Origin of the sequence: uncultured Sneathiella sp., assembly GCF_963973085.1 — a bacterium.
In the GTDB taxonomy this organism is placed as follows: Bacteria; Pseudomonadota; Alphaproteobacteria; order Sneathiellales; family Sneathiellaceae; genus Sneathiella.
Genome location: NZ_CAXAXA010000007.1, coordinates 1 through 18565, shown reverse-complemented (window position 1 = coordinate 18565; position 18565 = coordinate 1). Strand labels below are relative to the sequence as shown.

The following is an 18565-nucleotide window of genomic DNA, read 5'->3' as shown; positions in this document are numbered from 1 at the left end:
TTGTCGCGCCCGCTTGTATGTGCCCCAATACTTCAGTACATAACTTATCGAGAATACGCCAACTACAATCAGGATATCTGGTTGGATAACAGCGGGAAAATACCATGACGCCCAACGGTGAACAAATGGCGACCGATCCGGTTTGCGGCATGTCAGTCGATCAACATGCCGGCAAGCCGAGCTACGCATATGAGGGCGAAACATATCATTTCTGCTCGCAAAAATGCCACGACAAATTCGAACGGGATCCTTACTTCTATCTCAGCGGCAATCACAAGAAACAACAGAAATCTGCTGCCAAGGGCACGCAATATACCTGCCCCATGCATCCGGAGATCGTACAGGATCATCCGGGCGATTGCCCCAAATGCGGCATGGCGTTGGAACCCATGGGTATTCCCTCTGGAGACGAGGGGCCAAATGAGGAACTGGTTGATTTTACCCGCCGCTTCTGGGTAAGCACAGCCCTTGCCTTGCCGCTCTTGATCCTGACAATGGGGGAAATGGTCGGTTTGCCGTTCGAGGACTGGATCGGCGCACAGCTTTTCACCTGGATACAGTTAGTTCTGGCGAGCCCTGTTGTTCTATGGGCCGCTTTCCCCTTCTTTAAACGCGGATGGTCCTCCATCCTCAATCGCAGCCCGAATATGTGGACACTGATTTCGCTGGGCGTCCTGGCGGCCTATGGTTTCAGTGTTGTTGCAACATTATTTCCGGGAAGCTTCCCCCCGTCGTTCCAGACTGACGCGGGAACAGTTCCGGTTTACTATGAGGCTGCAGCCGTCATCATTGCGCTTGTCTTTCTCGGACAGGTGCTTGAACTTCGCGCCCGCGAACAAACAGGTTCTGCGATCAAGGCGTTGCTTGATCTCGCGCCAAAAACCGCCCGTCGAATTAATCCTGACGGGACAGAGAAGGACGTCCCGCTCGAAAATATTCTCAAAGGCGACAAACTCCGCGTCCGCCCCGGAGACAGCGTACCAGTTGACGGTATCGTTCTGGATGGGCGTTCGTCGGTCGATGAAAGCATGATCAGTGGAGAGCCGGTCCCCGTCGAGAAAACGGATGGCGACAAGCTGACGGGAGGAACCTTAAACCGCAATGGCTCTCTGATCATGCAGGCGGAACTTGTCGGTGCCGATACCACGCTTTCGAAAATAGTCGAGATGGTCGCCTCTGCCCAACGGTCCCGCGCGCCCATACAGGGATTGGCTGACAAGGTAGCCGCCTGGTTTGTCCCGGCCGTCGTAATAATAGCTATCCTGGCGTTTGGTCTCTGGGCCGCATTTGGCCCGTCGCCCGCAATGATTCATGCGATTGTTGCGGCGGTTTCCGTATTGATAATCGCCTGCCCATGCGCCCTCGGGCTCGCAACTCCCATGTCGATCATGACAGCGACCGGGCGTGGCGCCATGGCGGGGGTACTCATACGGGATGCGGAAGCGCTCGAACGTTTCGCAGCTGTCGATATTCTCGTGGTGGATAAAACCGGCACACTGACAGAAGGGAAACCGAAGCTCACCGATGTCATTGCCCTTTCCGATGGCGGAGAAGACGAACTTCTCACATTGGCGGCCGCCCTCGAAAAAGGATCTGAGCACCCTCTTGCCGAAGCGATTGTCGCCGGGGCTCAAGCACGGGAATTAAGAATTCCAGAGGCGACGGACTTTGATGCTGTAACCGGTAAAGGCGTGCAGGGACAAGTCATGAATAAGGCTGTCGCCCTTGGAAATCGGGCAATGATGGAACATCTCAGTATCGATATTTCAAAACTGGAGTCCCAGGCGGCAGATATGCAGAATGACGGGAAAACGGTCATGTATATTGCGCATGGAGACGAACTTTCCGGGATAGTCGCGGTGGCGGATCCGATCAAGGAAACGACGCAGGAAGCTATCAAAGCCCTGCACAAGTTGGGCATCAAGATCATTATGGCCACTGGCGACAATGAACGCACGGCGAAAGCCGTTGCCCGCCGTCTTGGCATTGATGATGTAAAAGCCGATGTTCTCCCCGCCGATAAGAAAGCCCTGATAGAGGAGCTACGCGAGAATGGCCATCAAATAGCGATGGCTGGGGATGGCGTCAACGACGCTCCCGCCCTTGCGGCAGCCGATGTTGGTATTGCCATGGGAACAGGCGCAGACGTTGCCGTTGAAAGCGCCGGTGTTACGCTGGTCAAGGGTGATCTTAACGGTATTGTCCGGGCAAGAAAACTTGCAACGGGAACCATTCGCAATATCAAGCAGAACCTGTTTTTTGCCTTTGCCTATAATGGTGCTGGCATTCCCATCGCAGCGGGCATTCTTTACCCTTTCACCGGAACGCTTCTATCGCCGATGATAGCTGCGGCTGCCATGAGCCTGTCGTCCGTCTCAGTTATCTCGAACGCCCTCCAATTACGCACCATAAAGCTGGGTTAGGGACGACCAGAGCGCGAATTCCTGACTTGATTTACCCCTTCAAGCCCCTATAGTGCGAGCAGGGAAGCATACCGAGTCAAGAGGGTTAAAATGAGTGAAAATGTTCCGCCAAAGCTAGAAGAATTGCAGCGTATGATGGCGACAGAACTCGCCAAACACTGGAAATTATTCCTGTTTCAAGGGGTTATCATCAGCCTTCTGGGCGTGGGAGCGATTGTAGTGCCGCAAATTGCGACACTGGCAATTGACATTTTCATTGGCTGGATCCTGATCATGGCAGGTATTATCCGGGGGATAACACTTTTCCGCTCGCGTAGTCTTCCGGGAACCATCTTGTCGGTTCTGGGGGCTCTTCTTGCGATTGTCCTCGGTGTCCTGTTGATCGCAAAGCCAGCAGAAGGCGTTCTGACCCTGACGATGGTTCTTGTCGCCCTTTTCATCTTTCAAGGTGTTTTCTCCATCCTCATCGCCCTTCAATTTCGAAAGCATGTCCGAAGCTGGGGCTGGACTATGGTCAGCGGCATAATTGACCTGTTCCTTGCATACTTAATCATGCGCGGTTGGCCGGATACAGCGAGTTGGGCTATCGGGTTGCTGGTCGGCATCAATATGCTCTTTGTCGGCGTGGCGTTGATTTCCAACGCGATCGCCGCCAAACCCGACAGCTAAATTTAGGTTGTCGCCGCGATAAAATCCGGAACGATCCCCGAGCGTTGTATTAAGTCTGACGCGTTCATTCCTTTGAGCAGTCCATGATCTGTTACCAATACAGTGCGCAGACCTGCAGCCGCGCCACCAAGGATGTCAGTATGCAATGTATCGCCAACCATGGCTATCCGGGATCGATCAACACCGGTCAAATCGACCGCCCGTAGCGCGCGCTCAAATACTGCGGCATATGGTTTGCCGTAAAAAACTGGCTCGATCCCTGTTTCATCGGCAATCGCATGAGCGAAATAGCCAGGTTCAAGTGTCAAACCCTCTTCCCGCGGGGCAACAAGATCGGGATTACCCACAAGAAACGGTCGTGGATGGCGCTGAAGGGCCTCCGTCAACAACTGCTGCCGTTTATCCGTCCATTGGGCTGAACTCAAAAAAAGAAATCCATCCACCGCGTCATATGCCTGCGGATCGTCAGCCAGCAATCTGGTTCGGTTGGGCAACTCTTCAATAGCTGAATAATCCGTCGCGGCAACACCCCATGTAAAATGATCCGGGATGTCATTCAAAGCCAAAAGAGCTTCATCGCGACTGGAAATCACCTGACGTTGTTTCAGACTGAAACCGAACTTACGATATTTCTGATATGCCTGATTGCTGTTATATGTCGCACCGTTTGTCAGCACGAAAATCTGCTTTCCTTGGTCTGCGAGCATTTCTAGCCGTTCGACAGCCCCTGGTATGACTTGTTCTCCCACATTCAGCACACCGAACGCATCAAGAAGAAAGACATCTATTTTATCTGTAATTGCACCTAGATTGTCAATAAACTGACTGCGATGTGGAAACTTGGCCGCGGGAAGTCGCAACCGGATCTCCTCGTAACGCTCGAATATTTCCGCAGATGTGACGGTGGGAGCTGGCATCTCTCATAGTTTCCTTCGCATGTCGAACAGGGACAGAAGTTATGCTTTACTCTGTCGCATTATACGCCGTAAAGTTTGAAAAAAAAAGAAGGAGGTGCCGGTGAGTGATCTTGATTTTTCAGGGAAAACAGCACTCGTAGTTGGTGGTTCAAGCGGGATCGGCAATGGTATCGCCCATGCGCTTAAGGACCGTGGGGCAGAGGTTCATGTCTGGGGCACCCGCAAAAGCGCCAGAGATTACGACAGCGTCGAAGGCTCGGACCTGAACGGGCTTCAGTACGGACAGATCGATGTCAGTGATTTCCAGGCAATTAACGACTACACACCAACCTTCGACAAACTGGATATTCTGGTCCTGTCGCAAGGAACGGTCGTGTATAGCCGCGGTGAGTTCGAGATGCCCGGATGGAAGAAGGTCATGGATATCAACTTGAACAGTCTGATGGCCTGCGCGGCAAAATTTCATGACATGCTGGCACAATCTCATGGATCCATGGTCATTATCAGCTCAACTGCGGGCTATCACGCGACCAAAGGGAACCCGGCGTATAACGCATCCAAAACCGGGGCGCTTGGTTTGACCCGGACGCTCGGTCAGGCCTGGGCGGGGGAAGGTATCCGTGTAAATGGCGTCGCTCCCGGACTTGTCGATACCAAACTGACCAAGGTAACGACGGAAAACCCGAAGCGACGGGATGCGGCAATTGCGACCATACCACAAGGGCGGCTTGGTACGCCGGACGATATCGCTGGCGCCGTCCTTTACCTAGTCTCGCCGCTCGCGAGTTACGTTGTCGGGCAGACGATCGTTGTCGATGGTGGCCTCATTCTATAGAATTTGTAAAAAGCAGATTTAAATAAGGAAAGCAGATGACAAAACTGTCAAAGTTAAGTCGGTCAATTGCTGGCAAGACAGCCTTGATAACAGGAGCGGCGAGTGGAATGGGACGGGCCACGGCCCATCTTTTTGCTGACGAAGGCGCGAATGTCGCCGTAACCGACCTGACAGAAGAAGGTGTGAGCAAGGTTGTTGAGGAAATCCGCAACGCAGGTGGTTCCGCTGAAGGCTGGGTTCTGGATGTAACCGATAAAGCGCAGATTCAATCTGTTGTATCGGCAATCGCCGCTCATTTTGGTAGGCTTGATATCCTGATCAACAATGCGGGCTTCTCCGGCCATATGTCCGTTGAAGACGACGCGTTCGAAGAAAATTGGCAGCGGCATCTGGATGGATTACTCACGGCACATGTCCGGCTCATCCGTACAGCGCTGCCTCATCTGAAAGTTTCCGGCGCTGGCCGAATTGTCAATATAGCGTCCACAGAGGGCCTCGGCGCAACACCCGGGATTGCGCCCTATACCTCGGCAAAGCATGGCGTCATCGGCCTTACTCGCTCACTTGCCGTCGAGCTCCCGAAGTACGGCATTACCGTCAACTGCATCTGTCCGGGAGCAATCCATACGGGCATAACGGCGCGTATCAAGGATGAGCACAAGGAGATTTTCTCACGCCGCCGCATTCCCTTGAAACGATATGGCGAGCCTGAAGAAGTCGCTCATGCGACGCTAAGTCTTGTCTTGCCCGCATCTTCCTACATCAACGGCGTGGCACTGCCTGTTGATGCAGGTCTTACGATCAAGAACGCCTGACCACTGTCTTATTCGTCATTCTCATCCGTCCGGCGTTGTGGGAAGAGATTTTCGCGGGTAAGCGGGCCGGCCACATATAACAAACTTATAAATACAGCCACCACTGCCACGATGGCGTTGACCGTAAAGGCGCGTTCTATTCCATGTGACAATGTCGTCGCCGTCACTACAATAGCTGTCGTTAGCCCAAGGCCGACAGCACCCCCTGCATTCTGGACCATGAAAACAATGGCACTTGCTAAACTACTTCGATTTTCATCAACAGAAGTAATAGCTGCCGTCGTTATCGAAGAATAGAAAAGACCCAGCCCCATCCCGACGATTACCATTCCGGGCATCAATGCCAAGAAGCTAGTTGATGCTGTCAGCCAGGATAAAATATAAATTCCTACTGCGAGACATAGCAAGCCAAGCGTTATCACCATTTTCGATCCAAGCCGATCATATAGAGGCGCGGCTAAAAATGAAGAAACCGCAAACATACCCAGAACGGGCAAGAGGCCGGCTCCCGCTTCAGCCGCAGAAAAACCTAGTTCCTTCACCATGAATTGCGGCAGATACAGGAGTGACCCGAAATATATGGCTGCGACCATCTGGACAATAATATTCGCAGCCCGGAACTCTCGGTTTGCGATAATATCTTTTGGGATGAGGGCATCCACTCCCCACTGGCGTTCAATATAGAGAAAAATGGCGAGAAGCACGACGGCCGCCCCAAAAAGAGAGATAACGGTCGGGCTGAGCCAGCCGAGGTCCGATCCGATATCGAGCATGAACATCAACCCGAACAAGCCAAGCGACAACGTAACGATCCCCGGATAGTCAATCCGTTCTGTCTCTTCATCATCTCTGTCCTTTGGAATAGTAAAATAGATTGTCGCGACGGCGATGATCGAGACAGGAATATTGATAAAGAATATCCAGCGCCAGCTTAAATATTCCACGAATACACCGCCAAGCAAAGGCCCCATACCGTTGCCAATACCACTCACGCCCATCAGCAGTCCACCGGCAAGTGCGGCTCTTTGTTCAGGCAAAATGCCATAGATCATACCGATCAGCGACGGCCAGATCATTGCACCGCCAATTCCCATTGCCGCCCGCGCCCCCACGAGCACCCAGGCATCCTCTGCAAGCCCGCCAATCAATGAGAAAAAGCAGAAGATTGCCATGCCGATAAAAAAGATGCGACGGCGGCCGAACATGTCCGCGAGACGTCCCGCAGTGACAAGAAACACGCCGAATACAAGTGCATATCCGCTGATCACCCATTGCGCCGTGGTAATATCGACCTTGAAAGCATTCTCGATTGCCGGCAGAGCGACATTAAGAGCCGTAAAATCATTGGTAATGACCAATGTTCCTATCAGCAAGGCGGCGAGGCCGCCAACCTGCGCTGTTGTCAGTTTCTCCTTTGCTGCCATCGCCCCCCCCCAAATGGTTAGCCGCCTTCAGTCGACGTCGCGACATTTAATCATGCGAAGTGGTGTATACTCAATAACAACTTGCCCGTTTTGATTGATAATCTTGTTCCGTGTGCGAACCAGCCCTCGCGTTCCCTTGGACGTAAGCCGCGATTCAATCACTTCGCATTCAACATGAATAGTATCTCCTGCGAATACCGGCGCACGTACATCCAGTTCCATATTCAGAAACGCAAGTCCTGTATGTTGCATCGTTGATTGAACAAGTAACCCCTCCGCAATTGTGTAACCGAGCGCCCCGGGCGCGACCCGACCTCGAATATCCGAATGTTTCTCCAAATATTCCAGATCTATGAAGAGCACCTCTGTCATACCGGTACAATTAATGAAATTAACAATATCGGATTCGGTAATTGTGCGTCCGATCGTTTTAAACTGCCTGCCCATTGGTAATTCTTCAAAATGCAGGCCCAATCCAACAGTTTCCATATATCTCTCCCTTTTTCTTTTATAATTACGCCACACTTATATTGACTAACGCTCAGTCCGATGTGGCTCCAACTGGAACTTTTGCCGTCATCAGCCAGGCTCCGCTAGCCGCAGCAATCAGTGCCATCACGCCATATGCCTGCCAATAGTGAGCCGCATCACCGACGATTAGGCCAAAGACGGTCGGCATGATCAGCACACCGGCAAACATGGCGCCCGATCCCAGCGCCGTTGCCTCCGTCCTGTATTTACCACTGAAAGCGGCAAACGCTCCATAAGCGATGCCTGTATAGCCGCTTGCAGTTGCGCCAGCCACTATAGCAACCAGCAGAACAGACCAAATCGACCAGCTATCTGATAGCTGTCCGGCAGCGATTGCCGCCATCCCCATAACCAGTCCCAATACCCCCAATAGACGTATTGATGTTATATATCTGTCGGCGATCCATCCCCAGAGCGGTCGGCTGGCAACCCCTGCGATCTGGTAAAGGGCGAGGACCTGTCCCGCGGCAATCAGGTTGAGACCGGTCATTTCCGTCAGATGCAGCGCCATGAAACCTATAAAACAGAGTTGGATACCCGCGTAAGAGAAACTGGCGATCGCAAGCAGCCGCATCAAGTGGTTATCACGGAGAAGATAAAACGGCCGCAAAAGCTCTCCCTTGAAGAGTCGGTGCGCCCGGTTCCTCCCAGCGTCCCAGCTATTGCGGTAATACTGAAACCAAAGAAGCAGCAACGCCGCCGGAACAAGTTGCGCCCAGAAGGCAATTCGCCAACCGAATTCCACGGCCAGAAAAGGTAGAATCAATGCCCCGAGCACTCCTCCAAGCGGCACTCCTATCTGACGGATCGAGAAGACCAGATTGAGAACGCTGGGTTTCGTACGCGGGATGAGAAGATGGGTGGAAACCGGAGCCGTCGCACCATACCCGACACCCAGAACTACCGCACAGAATGCCAGGGCATACAGCCCGCCGGAGCCCGCGATCGCGAGCATGGCGATGACGCCGAGCATGACAAACTGTCCCACCCGAACCGCCCCGAATTTCTGAATAAAGTCAGGGGAGAGAAGCGCGGAGAAAATACCTATGCCATAAACAGTCGAGACGAAAAAGCCAATGAGATGACCGTCCACCCCGAGATCTTCGGCAATTTTCGGGGCAAGGGTCGGCGCGGAAAAGGCAGCCATCGTCGCAAGGGTTTGCATCGCCAACGTCAGAATGAGCGGTCCATAGGGGATACCCACTGCCAAACTCCCGCTCCCCGGCGTGCTGTCCCTACCGGTTGATGAGGTCATCTTTTACAGTCCGTCTTTCCGGGACCCTTTAGACCGGGCAAGGTATTCCCGAGTTTCAGGTTGCTCAATCAACATGCGTGCCCATTTGGCGCATACCTTGGCCATCCGTTCAGGCTGGACACCAAGCTGCGCCATGGCAACCCCGCCATTGACCGCTTCCCTGTAATCCGCAATCAAACCATCCCGGAGCTCAAATCGGCTCATTCCGTCAATGACGACTTTTTGTCCCGCAAACTCCGGAACTGTTGACGTGAAGCTAGAGAGGGACCATGCATAGGCTATATTACCGTCACATATCGGATCGAACATTTCCCATCGGTAGTCGTCTCCGGCATCACGATGAAACTGGTTTTCCATCATATCGGCGATTTCCGCCCGCCCTTGGTGATCCCCGTAGACATAATCATGATAAATGCCGTCTTCGGTGAAACAGGCAGCGAAGGCCCCGCCATCGCCGGATTCTGCGGCATTTGAAAACCGTTTCAGGAATTCTCGAAATTCGGGCGTCTTCATTCTTGCCTCTTTTTATTGATTTTCTTCCGCTAGCATGCGTTATGATTTACTTTCAATCCAGAAAATATGTAAAAAAAATAATGCGAGTTCAAAAATGACCCCCTTCTCCCTGCTCCACTACTCCGTGGAGGACGGGATTGCCGACATTATTCTCGACAACCCTCCTGCCAATGTCATCAATCCGGAAATGACGACCGAGTATTTCGCGGCGCTTGATCAGGCGAATGCCGATCCGGACGTAAGAATTATAATTATCTCCGGCAAAGGTAAAGGGCTGTCAGGTGGAGTCGATTTAAAGCTGCTGGATACATATGGCCCGAGCGATATGAAAGCATTTCTATCCCGCTTTTACGTCGAAATGATCGACAAGGTCCGCGCCCTGTCAAAACCCATCATGGCCTCCGTTCATGGATATGCCATGGAAGGTGCCTGCACGCTCGCCTTCGCCTGCGATATGGTTATCGCTTCCTCGGATGCGAAATTCGGCTATCCGGGCGTTCCAAACCTTGCGGCCCCTCCTGGCATGCATGTCTGGTTTCTGCAGCGGCTGATTGGCCGGATGAAAGCGGCCGAACTGATCTACACAGGCGATACGATATCCGCCGTAGAAGCAGAACGCCTAGGCATGATCACGCGTGTCGTTGCGCCGGAAGAATTGACATTCGAAAGCCGTAAGCTGGCGAAGAAAGTCGCAAGTATGTCCCCCGTTGGACTGAAAGCTGCCCGCGAACTTATTTATCGTATGGAAAACATGGATTTCAAGACAGTCCCCGGCACCGCACTCGACGCCGTCTCGCTTGCGTTCGCGTCAGAGGACAGCAAGGAAGCTCGCAGAGCCTTTGTGGAGAAACGCAAACCCGTCTGGACCGGTAAATAGGGCTGAAAATCCGCGAGAACTTTCAGCCCTGAATAAAACTTTCTTAGGCTGCGGCAAATTTGTTGAGACGTCCTTTGATGATCTCTTCCGCTTCGCTCATGATCCGGTCAATGAGCTCCTTGCAGGTCGGGTTATCATGGATGAGACCGGCAACCATACCGCAGCTCCAGGCTCCGACACCAACGTCGCCGTCCTGCATGACCTTCGGGTAAACGCCACCGACGAGATCGACGATATCCTCAATCTTTGTATTTGCGCCTTTTTCCCGCTCAATATCGAGAACTCTTTCCACGGCTTCATTATTCAATACGCGTTCCGTATTACGGAGCGGACGCATGATCAATTTGGTGTCAAGCTCACTTGCCGCAATAATGGCATCTTTCACGTTCTGATGCACCGGGGCCTCCTTTGTCACCATAAAGCGGGTGCCCATATTGATACCATCCGCCCCAAGAGCGAGCGCTGCCACGAGTTGCTGGGCGTTGCCCATACCGCCGGACGCGACGAATGGCACCTTCAATTCCTCCGCCGCACGCGGCAACAGGATCATGTTCGGAATATCGTCTTCGCCCGGATGTCCCCCGCATTCAAATCCATCGACACTTACCGCGTCGCAGCCAATCTTCTCCGCCTTAAGCGAATGACGCACGGATGTGCATTTGTGAATGACCTTGATACCTGCGTCTTTCATCGGCGGCAGATATGCTTCTGGGCTTCGTCCGGCGGTTTCCACAATCTTGACACCGCCCTTGATGATAGCGTCGATATATTCCGGATATGGAGGTGCCGCAAAGCTCGGCAGGAATGTCAAGTTTACACCGAAGGGTTTGTCCGTCATATCCTTGCACCGGGCAATTTCATTGGCGAGATCTGCTGGCGTTTTCTGTGTCAAACCCGTGATGATACCTAAACCGCCCGCGTTGGAGACAGCCGCCGCCAATTCTGCATAGCCCACATAATGCATGCCTCCCTGAATGATGGGATGTTCGATACCGAAAAGTTCCGTTATTCTTGTTTTCATGGATGCCTCCGACTGATTGTTATTCTTCTTGCTTTAATAGGAAGTGATCACCTGCGGCACAACATTCCGTCGCAAGAGGCAATCCCTGATCCCCAGTATTTAACGGATAGAACGGCCCAAAGGCAATTCCCAATTGCCGATATAGCCACAATAATCACAGGGATGCGCCTGCCCGCGTCAGGATGGCGTTAAAATCCACCCCGTCCGGCAAGGTGCCATAGGCCCCGGACCAGTAGTCACCAAGACGTGACACGCAGAAGGCATCGGAAACCGCAGACGGTGCATATTGCACCAACAGGGCCGCTTGCCAGGCAAGTGCCATCATCTCGGTGATCCGGCGGGCCCGCGCCTCGAGGTTTCCCCGCTCATCGACCTCGGCTTTCAGTCGGGTGATATGAAGATCAAGGTTTTTATGGCCGCCTTTCGCGCGCTCAATTTCCGCAAAGAATGCAGGAAGCGCTCCGGGATCCTTGTAAAGGGCACGCAGGACATCAAGGCAGATTACATTGCCCGACCCCTCCCAAATACTGTTTACCGGCGCCTCACGATAAAGTCGCGGTAGGATGCTCTCTTCGATATATCCGGGACCGCCGTGACACTCCATGGCTTCGTAAATATGTCCCGGCGTACGTTTGCAGATCCAGTATTTGCCGATTGCCGTCCCGATGCGCGCCAGCGCCGCCTCAGCAGGATCCGTCTCAGCATCGCCTATCGCACGGCCAAGGCGTAAAAACAGGATCGTCGCGGCCTCAGATTCCAGCGCCAGGTCCGCAAGGACATTCTGCATCAATGGTTGCTGAAGAAGTTTTTTCTGAAATGCCGAACGGTGAGTTGCATGATGTATCGCCTGTGTTACTGCCTGCCGCATCAAGGCCGCGGATCCGACCGCGCAGTAGTAACGCGTGCCCTGTACCATCTCAATGATGGTGCGGACGCCCCTTCCCTCTTCACCGAGCATCAGGCCCCAGGCCTCGACAAGTTCCATTTCGCTCGATGCATTGGATTTATTGCCAACTTTGTCCTTCAGGCGTTGGATATAGAGCCCGTTTCTAGTGTTATCCGGACGCCATCTCGGGAGTAGGAAGCAACTCAGCCCATTTTCCGTATAGGCAAGCGACAAGAAGGCATCCGACATCGGGGCAGAGCAGAAAAACTTGTGCCCCGAGAGGATGTAAGGAGCCCCGGGCCCGGTTTTGGAGCCCTCCGGTCTTGCCTTTGTCGAGTTGGCGCGCACATCGGAGCCGCCCTGCTTCTCCGTCATGAACATGCCCATAGTGATGCTTTTCTTCTCCTCCGCAGGAATATCCCGGAGGTCGTATTCCTGCGCTAACAACCTAGGTATCCATACGTCCGCTATCTCCGGTGTGGCCTTCAAGGCTGGTACAACCGCATAACTCATTGCCATTGGACAAAGAACCCCGCCTTCAATCTGATTGAGAAGATAGGAAAGCGCGCCATGGGCGACATGATTTCCGGAGCGTGGGTTGTTCCAGGCGAAGCTCGGAAGGTCATTGGCGATCGCGAGATCCATCAGATTATGATAGGCCGGATGGAAAGTTACCTGATTGATCCGCATGCCATTGCGGTCAAACGCTCTCATTTCGGGAGGATACCGGTTGGCCTGATTGGCCCATTCAAGCGTTTCCTCCGTACCCGCCTTCATGGCGAAATCTATCACATTGCGTTCTGCCCATCCGGCCCCTTCCCGGCGCAGCCCTTCCTGCAACGGTAAATCCTTGCCATAGAGATCCTGATCCCCTAGGGGGGGCGGCACATTTGTCACCTCATGGGTGGGCAGGTTTGAAATCGGGCTGCGGATTTTCATGGCACACCTCCTTCTCACTTGTTATGGAGCTGATACAGAATATGGGTCGCAATCTCAGCCTCGCCAAACAACTTCATGCCGTAAAGTGTAGGGCCCGAGTTTTTCCGCAATCTGCGGCCCCAATTGGTCCTTATCTCCGCCCGAGACTGACACAGTTGCCAGGCTGCCGTGCACCGGATGATTATCAACAGTCACCGTGATTTCCACGCCGTCCGCAGCAAGCGCCTTAAGTTCGGCATTGAAGACTTTTACGGCGGCATCGTGCCGGAGCGCAGGCTTGAATATCTTACCAACACCCGTCAGCGGCATTTCGCTTATAATTGTGAGATCCGCCGGATTCGCAGCTCGCTCCGGGATATGCTCGCGCGCAAACACCTTCAATTCCTCCGGCGTCACCTTTGTGTCCGGCTTCAACTGCACATAGGCCACCGGCATTTCACCGGCATAGGCATCGGGCCGTCCCACAGCGGCGGCAAGCTCAACTCCCGGATGTTCATGCAACGCTTCTTCAATGATTGAAGGATCGATATTATGGCCTCCACGAATGATCAGATCTTTTGCCCGGCCCGTAAGCCAGATATAGCCATCAGCATCAATCCGCCCGAGGTCGCCGGAACGCAGCCAGCCATCGGTCGTGAACGCCTTCTGATTATATTCAGCCTGCACATAACCGGGCGTGACGCAGACGCCCTTCATGATAATCTCGCCGATCTCGTCGACGTCGGAGAACCGGGTAATATGACCGCTTTCATCAATGTCCGCTGCTTTCACTTCAACAAAAGGAAAACGCAATCCGACAGAGCCGAAGCGCACTTCTCCCTGTTGCGGCTGCATGGTGGTGAAACAAGTCACCTCCGTCATCCCGTAGCCTTCAAGCATGGGAACGCCGGACTTTTCGCTAATTGCCTTCAGGACTTCGACTGGCGCTGCGGACCCACCGGTGAGCCCAGCCCTTAATGTGCTGATATCTGAATCACCAACCGGTACATTCAATAGCGCAGATAGCATGGTCGGCACCCCGCCCAGCACGGTCACGTTATACTTGTCCACCAGCCGCCAATAATTCCCGATAACAAGAGGGTCTCGGAATCCCTGAGGGCTGGCAATGACCAAAGTAATTCCGTTCAGCATTGGCACCAGACCAACGACGATGGAACCGCTAATATGAAACATGGGCAAGCCGGCCAGCAGGCAGTCTTTTTCAGAATAACCCAGCCCGAAACCGCTCGAGGCGATTTGGGAGAGCTGCATCCGATTGGTATGGGGCGCAAGTTTGGGCACGCCGGTCGTTCCGCCTGTATGATAGTAGCCGATGACATCATCCAGAGAGTCATTGAGCGGACCGTTTATCGCCCCTGAGTCCTGCTTTGCTGTCTCTGCATCGAGCGGGAAAATTTTCTTGCCGTCACATTCCTTGTCACCCCCCAGCACGTATACAGCCTTGAGGTTAGGCATGCGTTCGATAACATAGGCGGCTTTCTCCCAAAGCTCGGGGCTAAGCGCCTGTCCGGTCGCAATAAGGATGGTGGCGTTGGCCGCCTTGGCTATGCCATGAATATGTTCCGGCTCCAACAAGGGATTGACTGCATTGACCGTTCCCACAGCCTCCGCGCCCAGCATCGTAAAGTATGCTTGTGGGCAGAGTGGCAGCAGGTAGGTAACTGTCTCTCCCTTCTTCAGGCCCGCGGAAAGAAACAGATTGGCTGTCTGGTTTACCTTGGCCAATAACTCCCGATACGTGATTGGAACACCTTCTCCCATCGGATCGCCCGGAGGCAAAGCGATCAGAGCAGGCTTGTCCGGGAAGTGCTCAACGGTCGCGCAAAACGCCTCATATACGGAATGATAAGGAACCCATTGCTCGACCGGTGTCCGCTCAAACTTCTCGACATCCGCAAGCGAATGAAAGGGTAAGTTGAAGGCTTTCAGCGAATTCGCCATTCTTTTTCTCTCCCAAGGTATTTTATTTTTATTGAGGATGATTGATCATCTCTCGTTATATCGTTCATGATGCCATATTAAAGACAGGACACAATCAAAAATTGGCAGCTCACCTTCGCCAATTTTTGAAAACGCCCGGAGGCATCATGAAGGACTTCAAGGATTTAACGGCCCTTACCATTGGTTCCGCGACAATTGACATCATTGCCTCTGTCGAGGATCAGGACATCGAGCGCATGACTATGCATAACGCCACGTCATCTTTCCTTCTGCTCGAAGAAGGCCGGAAGATAGACGTAAGCTCCATCAAGTCCTCCGTCGGCGGCGGCGGCACGAACTCTGCGGTTGCACTGGCGCGCCTTGGATATCACACCAGCGCTTTCGTAAAGACCGGAAAGGATATTGAAGGCGCAAAAATAAAAGAAATCCTTGAGACAGAACAAATAGAAACCGATTTGATGATCATGGATGATGCATTAGCGACCGGGCAAGCCATCATGATCATGTCCCATGTCCGCAACCCCACCATATTCACTAATCGGGGGGCGAATACATCACTTACAACTGATGAAATCAGCCGCGCTCTGTTTCAACAAAAAGACCTGGTTTACATCGCCAGCCTGTCCGGAAACTCTGCGGCATGCCTGACGCATATCACGCGCCTTGCCAAGGAAGCCGGCGCTTTCGTGGCAACAAATCCGGGCATCCGCCAGATTACCTACTGGGCTGGGGATATTGTGGAAGCGTTGGCGCATGTGGACCTTTTATCGATTAACGCTGTTGAGGCTGAACAACTCGCGCTGACCTTATTGCCCAAAGGACAACCACTCCCTGCAGACGAAACGGTTAGTGACGGCCCGCTGCTGTTGGATAAAGGGCTCGGCGGGCGGTCCTTTGAGAGTTTTGTGAGGGAAGTCTGTAAGCTCGGACCGAAAATCGTTCTGGTCACCAATGGTGCAGAGGGAGCCTATGCCGGGACGTCAGAAGGTATCAGATTTCACCCGGCCGGCAAATCCGAAGTGGTCAATACCGCTGGTGCCGGAGATGCTTTCGCCACCACTTTCTCCGCCTATGCCGCCGCCGGTGCGGAACTTGAGGTTTGCCTCAAAGCGGCGACAGCCAATGCCCTGTCCGTTATCGCGGCTCCGGATACTCAAAGTAGTTTGTTGCGAAAGCAGGAACTGCAGGATTTGTTACGTGCTTGAGATCACAACAACAGGTATCTTTCATTGTTCGGCCCCCTGTAATGTTATAGTACGGTGCTGAATAGGAGCGCCGTCGTCATGGGTAAAAATCTTCTTTTAAGCATTGTTATCTCAGCTTTAGTCTTAATAAGCGCGTTGTCGCAAGCAATTGCCGACGATATTGGTACGGTAACAAGGCTGAAAAATACAGCTTCTGTTATTCGGGCCGGGCAGCAATTCAATATTGAAACCGGTTTCAATATCCAGGAATTCGATGAGATCCAATCCGGCGAAGAGTCTCGTGTCGAGATTACCTTTCATGACGGAACAAAGCTCAATATCGGTTCTAACTGTCGTATTGTTGTCGACAAGTTTATGTTTGATCCGGATGTTGGTATTGGCATTGCAATTTTACGGGCTTTGCAGGGACCGTTTCGCTTCATCACCGGTCAAATTGGAAAAGCCCGCGACCCTCAGATCGTGGTTCAGACCCGCTTTGGCGTGATCGGTGTCCGCGGAACCGACTTCTGGGCAGGCCCGTCACGTGGGCAGTACGGCGTATTATTGCTTGAAGGAGCGATATCAGTGACCAATCCCGCTGGTCAACGTATCCTCACAACCCCTGGGACAGGCGTCAACCTGACAAGTAATGGGGTGCCACCGAGTGAAGTGGCAACCTGGGGTACCGGCCGGGCAGCGGAGGCGCTTGCTGCCGTCGCATTCTAGACCATAAATTCACGTAACTGTTTACACCTCTGTTCCAATACTCTGCGATATTAGTATGGGAAGATACGACAGAAAGGGTTTATTCGTGTACAAAGCGACCTCCTTGCTTCAAGGTGACCGAATGAATTGAAGTATAAAAGCATGAAACTTTTAACCGGCTTTTCTCGTTTTTACCATGTTACCTGGAATAATGTGATCCTTTACGGTGAACGGCTCGTATTCTTAGGTAGAATGTAGGGTTCGGCATATCAGCCTACCTGACCAATTATATAATTTCCCTTTCGAGGAGAGCGGTATGTTAAAGAAAATACTTCTGGTTATTTCGCTAACGATTGTCGGATCCACTTCAATCGCCGGGCAGACCTTTGCAGCAAATCCTGCGGTCGGAACTGTTACCCGGCTGCAAAGCGATGCTGAAATCGTCCGCGACGGCAAGGATATTCCGCTTGAAGTCGGAACAGTTGTTCAGGAAAATGATGAGATCAACTCCAAATCAGATGCCCGCGTTGAAATTACGTTCAATGACGGCACAAAACTTCTGATCGGTGAAAATGCCCGCATCGGGATTGATGAATATCTATACGAGCCAAAAAATGGTATCGGCACTGCAATTTTGAGCGTGCTTCAAGGTCCGTTCCGGTTTATCACTGGTAAAATCAGCGATATGAAGACAAAACGCCTTGAAGTTAAAAGCAGTCTTGCCACAATTGGCATACGCGGTACTGACTTCTGGGGCGGACCGTCCATGGGAACATATGGTGTATTCCTGTTTGAAGGTACAATTGTTGTCTTTAATGCGGAAGGCGGCCGGATCGTTAATACGCCCGGCACCGGCGTCGATGTAGATGGCGTGAATATAGCACCGGATGAAGCAGAAAAGTGGGACGAAGGACGAGCTCAGGCGGCCGTCGCCACAATAACGTTTAAATAGGGCTGAGCGCTTCGGGAGAGCGATGGATCGGATTTATACAGACCTGCCGTTGTCACCACCTAGTCTGCTGAAAATTCGTGACTATTGGGTGACATTGCGCGGAAGCCGGAAAATGCCGTCACGCCCGGAATTCAATCCCGCCGCCATCGTCCGTTATCTACCCTATTTAACTCTGGTCGATGTCGTCGAGAACCCCTTGCGATTCCGCTATCGCCTAATTGGAACCAGAATCACCGACCTTGCAGGGCGCGATTCGACAGGAAAATGGCTCAATGAAGAGCTGTATGGTGATAAAACAGAAGATATTCTTTGGGCGTATACAAAATGCGTAACAGAAAAGACGCCGATCGCTGTTCGCGAACTGGTCCAGTTCGTCGATAAAACCTGGGTCACCATTGATGTCGCTCTATTTCCCTTCGGCGATGAAAAAGACAATATTGACATAGTTCTTGGTGCTGTGGACTTCACTGCTGAAGATGCAGAATTACCCGGTCCTAAACGAAGCTATATCCTGAATTGGGAGGCAAAACACGATACCGGCCCGGGAGAACTATCCTGAAATATGTTTTTCGATACCTTCATTCATGTTATGGGGCACAAAAAGATACCTCATCCCGAACTCCTTCTTGAGCCAGGCGTAAAAACCGCTCGGATGGATGCGCAGGCAGCGGCACATCG

The 18565-nt window shown here is 52.6% G+C and carries 17 protein-coding genes; 9 read left to right on the top strand and 8 right to left on the bottom strand.

All coding sequences use genetic code 11. The features are described 5' to 3' along the window. The first annotated feature begins 104 nt into the window (after positions 1-104). Both AACZ19_RS15565 and AACZ19_RS15560 read left to right on the top strand, forming a co-directional pair. Complete coding sequence (locus AACZ19_RS15565; RefSeq protein WP_339635401.1) at positions 105-2423, top strand: heavy metal translocating P-type ATPase; 2319 nt, start codon at positions 105-107, stop codon at positions 2421-2423. Positions 2424-2513: 90 nt separating this feature from the next. Then, a complete protein-coding gene (locus AACZ19_RS15560) occupies positions 2514-3092 on the top strand; it encodes an HdeD family acid-resistance protein (RefSeq protein WP_339635400.1) in 579 nt (192 codons plus the stop codon). Positions 3093-3094: 2 nt separating this feature from the next. Here AACZ19_RS15560 and AACZ19_RS15555 read toward each other — a convergent pair whose 3' ends face one another. Then, positions 3095-4009: an HAD-IIA family hydrolase gene (locus AACZ19_RS15555; protein ID WP_339635399.1), complete on the bottom strand. Its 915-nt coding sequence runs from the start codon at positions 4007-4009 to the stop codon at positions 3095-3097. A 100-nt stretch (positions 4010-4109) separates the two neighbouring features. On the opposite strand from AACZ19_RS15555, the gene AACZ19_RS15550 reads away from it, so the two are divergent. Then, positions 4110-4844: an SDR family oxidoreductase gene (locus tag AACZ19_RS15550; RefSeq protein ID WP_339635398.1), complete on the top strand. Its 735-nt coding sequence runs from the start codon at positions 4110-4112 to the stop codon at positions 4842-4844. A gap of 35 nt (positions 4845-4879) precedes the next feature. Further along, entirely contained in the window at positions 4880-5659 is a 780-nt protein-coding gene (locus AACZ19_RS15545) for an SDR family NAD(P)-dependent oxidoreductase (protein WP_339635397.1), read from the top strand. Positions 5660-5667: 8 nt separating this feature from the next. On the opposite strand, the gene AACZ19_RS15540 is transcribed toward AACZ19_RS15545, so the two are convergent. Genes AACZ19_RS15540 through AACZ19_RS15525 form a run of 4 tightly spaced genes read right to left on the bottom strand, consistent with a single transcriptional unit; the run spans position 5668 to position 9382 of the window. After that, entirely contained in the window at positions 5668-7083 is a 1416-nt protein-coding gene (locus tag AACZ19_RS15540; protein ID WP_339635396.1) for an MFS transporter, read from the bottom strand. Between the two features lie 27 nt (positions 7084-7110). Further along, positions 7111-7572 carry a MaoC family dehydratase N-terminal domain-containing protein gene (locus tag AACZ19_RS15535; protein ID WP_339635395.1) on the bottom strand — a complete coding sequence of 154 codons (462 nt, stop codon included), beginning with the start codon at positions 7570-7572 and terminating at the stop codon, positions 7111-7113. Between the two features lie 52 nt (positions 7573-7624). Beyond that, complete coding sequence (locus AACZ19_RS15530; protein ID WP_339635394.1) at positions 7625-8869, bottom strand: MFS transporter; 1245 nt, start codon at positions 8867-8869, stop codon at positions 7625-7627. A gap of 3 nt (positions 8870-8872) precedes the next feature. Then, positions 8873-9382, bottom strand: coding sequence for a nuclear transport factor 2 family protein (locus AACZ19_RS15525; RefSeq protein WP_339635393.1), 510 nt, complete (start codon positions 9380-9382; stop codon positions 8873-8875). A 94-nt stretch (positions 9383-9476) separates the two neighbouring features. Between AACZ19_RS15525 and AACZ19_RS15520 the strand changes: the two genes are divergently transcribed. After that, a complete protein-coding gene (locus AACZ19_RS15520; RefSeq protein ID WP_339635392.1) occupies positions 9477-10259 on the top strand; it encodes an enoyl-CoA hydratase/isomerase family protein in 783 nt (260 codons plus the stop codon). A gap of 43 nt (positions 10260-10302) precedes the next feature. Here the strand turns inward: AACZ19_RS15520 and AACZ19_RS15515 are convergent, their stop codons facing one another. From AACZ19_RS15515 to AACZ19_RS15505, 3 genes are all read right to left on the bottom strand, one after another. Further along, positions 10303-11280, bottom strand: coding sequence for a nitronate monooxygenase family protein (locus AACZ19_RS15515; protein ID WP_339635391.1), 978 nt, complete (start codon positions 11278-11280; stop codon positions 10303-10305). A 154-nt stretch (positions 11281-11434) separates the two neighbouring features. Then, on the bottom strand, positions 11435-13105 hold the full coding sequence (locus AACZ19_RS15510; RefSeq protein ID WP_339635390.1) for an acyl-CoA dehydrogenase family protein: 1671 nt from the start codon (positions 13103-13105) through the stop codon (positions 11435-11437). 54 nt (positions 13106-13159) lie between these two features. Then, positions 13160-15046: an acyl-CoA synthetase gene (locus AACZ19_RS15505; protein WP_339635389.1), complete on the bottom strand. Its 1887-nt coding sequence runs from the start codon at positions 15044-15046 to the stop codon at positions 13160-13162. A gap of 146 nt (positions 15047-15192) precedes the next feature. Here AACZ19_RS15505 and AACZ19_RS15500 point away from each other — a divergent pair, with 146 nt between their 5' ends. From AACZ19_RS15500 to AACZ19_RS15485, 4 genes are all read left to right on the top strand, one after another. Further along, positions 15193-16251: a carbohydrate kinase family protein gene (locus AACZ19_RS15500; RefSeq protein WP_339635388.1), complete on the top strand. Its 1059-nt coding sequence runs from the start codon at positions 15193-15195 to the stop codon at positions 16249-16251. 78 nt (positions 16252-16329) lie between these two features. Beyond that, positions 16330-16956, top strand: a complete 627-nt coding sequence (locus tag AACZ19_RS15495) for a FecR domain-containing protein (protein WP_339635387.1) — start codon at positions 16330-16332, stop codon at positions 16954-16956. A 295-nt stretch (positions 16957-17251) separates the two neighbouring features. After that, complete coding sequence (locus tag AACZ19_RS15490; RefSeq protein ID WP_339635386.1) at positions 17252-17887, top strand: FecR family protein; 636 nt, start codon at positions 17252-17254, stop codon at positions 17885-17887. Positions 17888-17909: 22 nt separating this feature from the next. Further along, the gene (locus AACZ19_RS15485) at positions 17910-18446 is read left to right on the top strand and encodes a PAS domain-containing protein (RefSeq protein WP_339635385.1); all 537 of its coding nucleotides are present in this window, start codon (positions 17910-17912) and stop codon (positions 18444-18446) included. Positions 18447-18565 lie beyond the last annotated feature (119 nt).

Bases quoted from the DNA above. Each gene is read 5' to 3' on its own strand.
- AACZ19_RS15490 (WP_339635386.1), top strand. From the start codon at position 17,252: ATGTTAAAGAAAATACTTCTGGTTATTTCGCTAACGATTGTCGGATCC.
- AACZ19_RS15485 (WP_339635385.1), top strand. From the start codon at position 17,910: ATGGATCGGATTTATACAGACCTGCCGTTGTCACCACCTAGTCTGCTG.
- AACZ19_RS15565 (WP_339635401.1), top strand. From the start codon at position 105: ATGACGCCCAACGGTGAACAAATGGCGACCGATCCGGTTTGCGGCATG.
- AACZ19_RS15505 (WP_339635389.1), bottom strand. From the start codon at position 15,046: ATGGCGAATTCGCTGAAAGCCTTCAACTTACCCTTTCATTCGCTTGCG.
- AACZ19_RS15560 (WP_339635400.1), top strand. From the start codon at position 2,514: ATGAGTGAAAATGTTCCGCCAAAGCTAGAAGAATTGCAGCGTATGATG.
- AACZ19_RS15495 (WP_339635387.1), top strand. From the start codon at position 16,330: ATGGGTAAAAATCTTCTTTTAAGCATTGTTATCTCAGCTTTAGTCTTA.
- AACZ19_RS15555 (WP_339635399.1), bottom strand. From the start codon at position 4,009: ATGCCAGCTCCCACCGTCACATCTGCGGAAATATTCGAGCGTTACGAG.
- AACZ19_RS15525 (WP_339635393.1), bottom strand. From the start codon at position 9,382: ATGAAGACGCCCGAATTTCGAGAATTCCTGAAACGGTTTTCAAATGCC.
- AACZ19_RS15500 (WP_339635388.1), top strand. From the start codon at position 15,193: ATGAAGGACTTCAAGGATTTAACGGCCCTTACCATTGGTTCCGCGACA.
- AACZ19_RS15520 (WP_339635392.1), top strand. From the start codon at position 9,477: ATGACCCCCTTCTCCCTGCTCCACTACTCCGTGGAGGACGGGATTGCC.
- AACZ19_RS15510 (WP_339635390.1), bottom strand. From the start codon at position 13,105: ATGAAAATCCGCAGCCCGATTTCAAACCTGCCCACCCATGAGGTGACA.
- AACZ19_RS15515 (WP_339635391.1), bottom strand. From the start codon at position 11,280: ATGAAAACAAGAATAACGGAACTTTTCGGTATCGAACATCCCATCATT.
- AACZ19_RS15540 (WP_339635396.1), bottom strand. From the start codon at position 7,083: ATGGCAGCAAAGGAGAAACTGACAACAGCGCAGGTTGGCGGCCTCGCC.
- AACZ19_RS15545 (WP_339635397.1), top strand. From the start codon at position 4,880: ATGACAAAACTGTCAAAGTTAAGTCGGTCAATTGCTGGCAAGACAGCC.
- AACZ19_RS15530 (WP_339635394.1), bottom strand. From the start codon at position 8,869: ATGACCTCATCAACCGGTAGGGACAGCACGCCGGGGAGCGGGAGTTTG.
- AACZ19_RS15535 (WP_339635395.1), bottom strand. From the start codon at position 7,572: ATGGAAACTGTTGGATTGGGCCTGCATTTTGAAGAATTACCAATGGGC.